General features: G+C 68.3%; 2 protein-coding genes and 1 pseudogene. 1 reads left to right on the forward strand and 2 read right to left on the reverse strand.

The window, feature by feature from the left end; all coding sequences use genetic code 11:
• A partial coding sequence (locus V7Q31_RS18160) for an arginase family protein (protein WP_333835255.1) occupies nucleotides 1-503 on the reverse strand: 503 nt, incomplete at its 3' end.
• Between the two features lie 163 nt (nucleotides 504-666).
• Here V7Q31_RS18160 and V7Q31_RS18165 point away from each other — a divergent pair.
• Nucleotides 667-1,617, forward strand: coding sequence for a LysR family transcriptional regulator (locus V7Q31_RS18165; protein ID WP_333835256.1), 951 nt, complete (start codon nucleotides 667-669; stop codon nucleotides 1,615-1,617).
• Between the two features lie 150 nt (nucleotides 1,618-1,767).
• On the opposite strand, the pseudogene V7Q31_RS19255 reads toward V7Q31_RS18165, so the two are convergent.
• A pseudogene (locus V7Q31_RS19255) lies at nucleotides 1,768-2,114 on the reverse strand (hypothetical protein); the annotation flags it as partial.

The raw sequence follows: 2,114 nt of genomic DNA on the forward strand, positions 1-2,114 counted from the left end.
AGCCCGTCGCGCACGCCGTTCACGTCGTCGCGCCAGTCGATGTGCGCGTCGATCTGGATCAGCGTCACCGGCCCGTGGGCGTCCAGCGCGCGGAAGATCGGGATCGGAATGCCGTGGTCGCCGCCGATGGTGATCGGCATCGCCCCGGCCGCGAGGATCTTGCGCACGGCCGCTTCCGCCCGCGCATAGTGGCCGCCGAAGGGCGTGCCCACGTCGTAGGGCACGTTGCCCACGTCCACGACCTTCAGCGCGCGGTGGTCGTAGAGCGGGCCGCCCACGTCGAAGTCATAGCGTTCGAGCCCGCGGCTGACCCGGTCGGTCATCCGGCGGACCGCATCAGGAGCGTGGATCTGATCGTTCGAGATCGCATGCGCCTCATACGCCGAACCGTGCGGTATGCCGAGGATCGCCACATGCGCATCGAGCCTTTCGAGGTCGGTGACCAGCGGGCTGTACAGGAAGGTCTGATGCGATTGGCTCGGAGGCACGGTCAGGGGGATCATGGTCGGTTTCCTGCGTAATATTTGGGCGCTCATCGGATCGTATCGCCTCTATTTTACCCGATACGACAGTTAACGTTGCATTCCCTTGCACCTGTGGAGTGTGGAGCAGGACGCTGCATGACGTGATCGTTAATGTCGCAAGCGTGGTTGCAGGAATTGCACGATGACCCTCGAGCGTCCGTACCCAACGCCTCCGCTGTCGGAGCGCGACCTGCGCGCGCTGCGCGTCTTCCGCGTGGTGGCCGAGGCCGGCGGTCTGACCGCCGCCGAGAGCCGGCTCGGCATGGAGCGCTCCACCGTCAGTCGTCACCTGAAGGGGCTAGAGGAGAGGCTCGGCGGTCGGCTCTGCCAGCGCGGTCCCCGTGGCTTCGAACTGACCGAGTTCGGGCGGGAGGTTTTCGCGGCGGCCGCCGCGCTCGGCGACGCGGTGCACGAGGCGCGGGCGATCCTGTCCGGTCGCGCGGCGGCCATCGGCGGCGAACTGCGCATCGGCCTGGCTGACAACTGCCTGTCGAATCCGGAGGCGCGCGTGATCGAGGCGCTGGGCGCTTTTGTCGCCCAGGCGCCGGACGCGCAGGTCCGGCTGGTGATCGGCGCGCCATCCGAACTGCGTCGGATGCTGCGCGAACGTCGGCTTCACGGTTGCGTCAACGGCGTCGCCGCCGACCCCCGCCTTGAGGGCGACGAGTTGTTCGGCGAGGAGTTTCGCCTCTATGCCCGCGCCGCGCCCGACGGCGGGTCGCCCCACGTCTCGATGCTGGAGGCGCTTGGATTCGGGATGGTGCAGCGTGACGGAGAAGGGCTCGAGGCTGGCGTCCGCTCGCCGTCGCTGCGACTGTCGCGCATCGCGCACGCGGAGGGGATCGAGGCTGTCGCAAGCCTCGTCGCCTGCGGCGCCTACGTCGGCATGATGCCGACCCACGTCGCAGCGGCGATGGCCGCCCACGGCATCGTGGAGGTGGCGGGGGCCGAGGCTCAGCGCGTGCGCGTCAGGTTCGGATTCGTCGTTGAACGCGACCGCGCACCGACCCGCGCCTTGCGCCTGTTGCGGGATATTTTTCGAACGACCCACAGCGCTCGCCGCAGTTGGCGACAAGCGAACCCTTGTCCCTGAGTGGTCGATGCACGCACGCGCCACGCTGTGGACCAGCGTGGCGCCGCCGTTGACGGAAGTGAACGGCCATGCGCGCGAGTGGCGGGAGCATCCACGAACCGACGCTCGTCAGGGCAGCCGATCGCGACCTGGGCGCGGGGCCGCATGTCGTCACTCAGCCCGGCGACGCCCAAGGCGATCATGCGTGTTGATGGCCGCGAAGGACGACCTCAAACCCGGAGCCGCCATCGGTTCCGGGCGCAGCCTCAGTTGCGATTTGCGGGGAGCCTCGGCGCCGTCGCTGACGATGGCGACCGGCGTGTCGGCCGTTGCGCCTGATGCGACAAGGAGGTTGCCCAAGTGCCGGGTCTGCTGATCCGCCTCCGCCGGCACGCTGCTGAAGACGCGCTCACGTCCTTCAGCGCCCGTCACGCTCCCGAGCATGACCTCGAACTCGAAGGAACTGTAGAAGTATGCACTTGATCTGACGTTGTCGCTCCGGCGTGCGGGGTGTCCGC

It is taken from the genome of Rubrimonas sp., from assembly GCF_036788415.1.
Classification (GTDB): domain Bacteria; phylum Pseudomonadota; class Alphaproteobacteria; order Rhodobacterales; family Rhodobacteraceae; genus Rubrimonas.

Coding starts and splice junctions, on each gene's coding strand:
- V7Q31_RS18165 (WP_333835256.1), top strand. CDS start 667: ATGACCCTCGAGCGTCCGTACCCAACGCCTCCGCTGTCGGAGCGCGAC.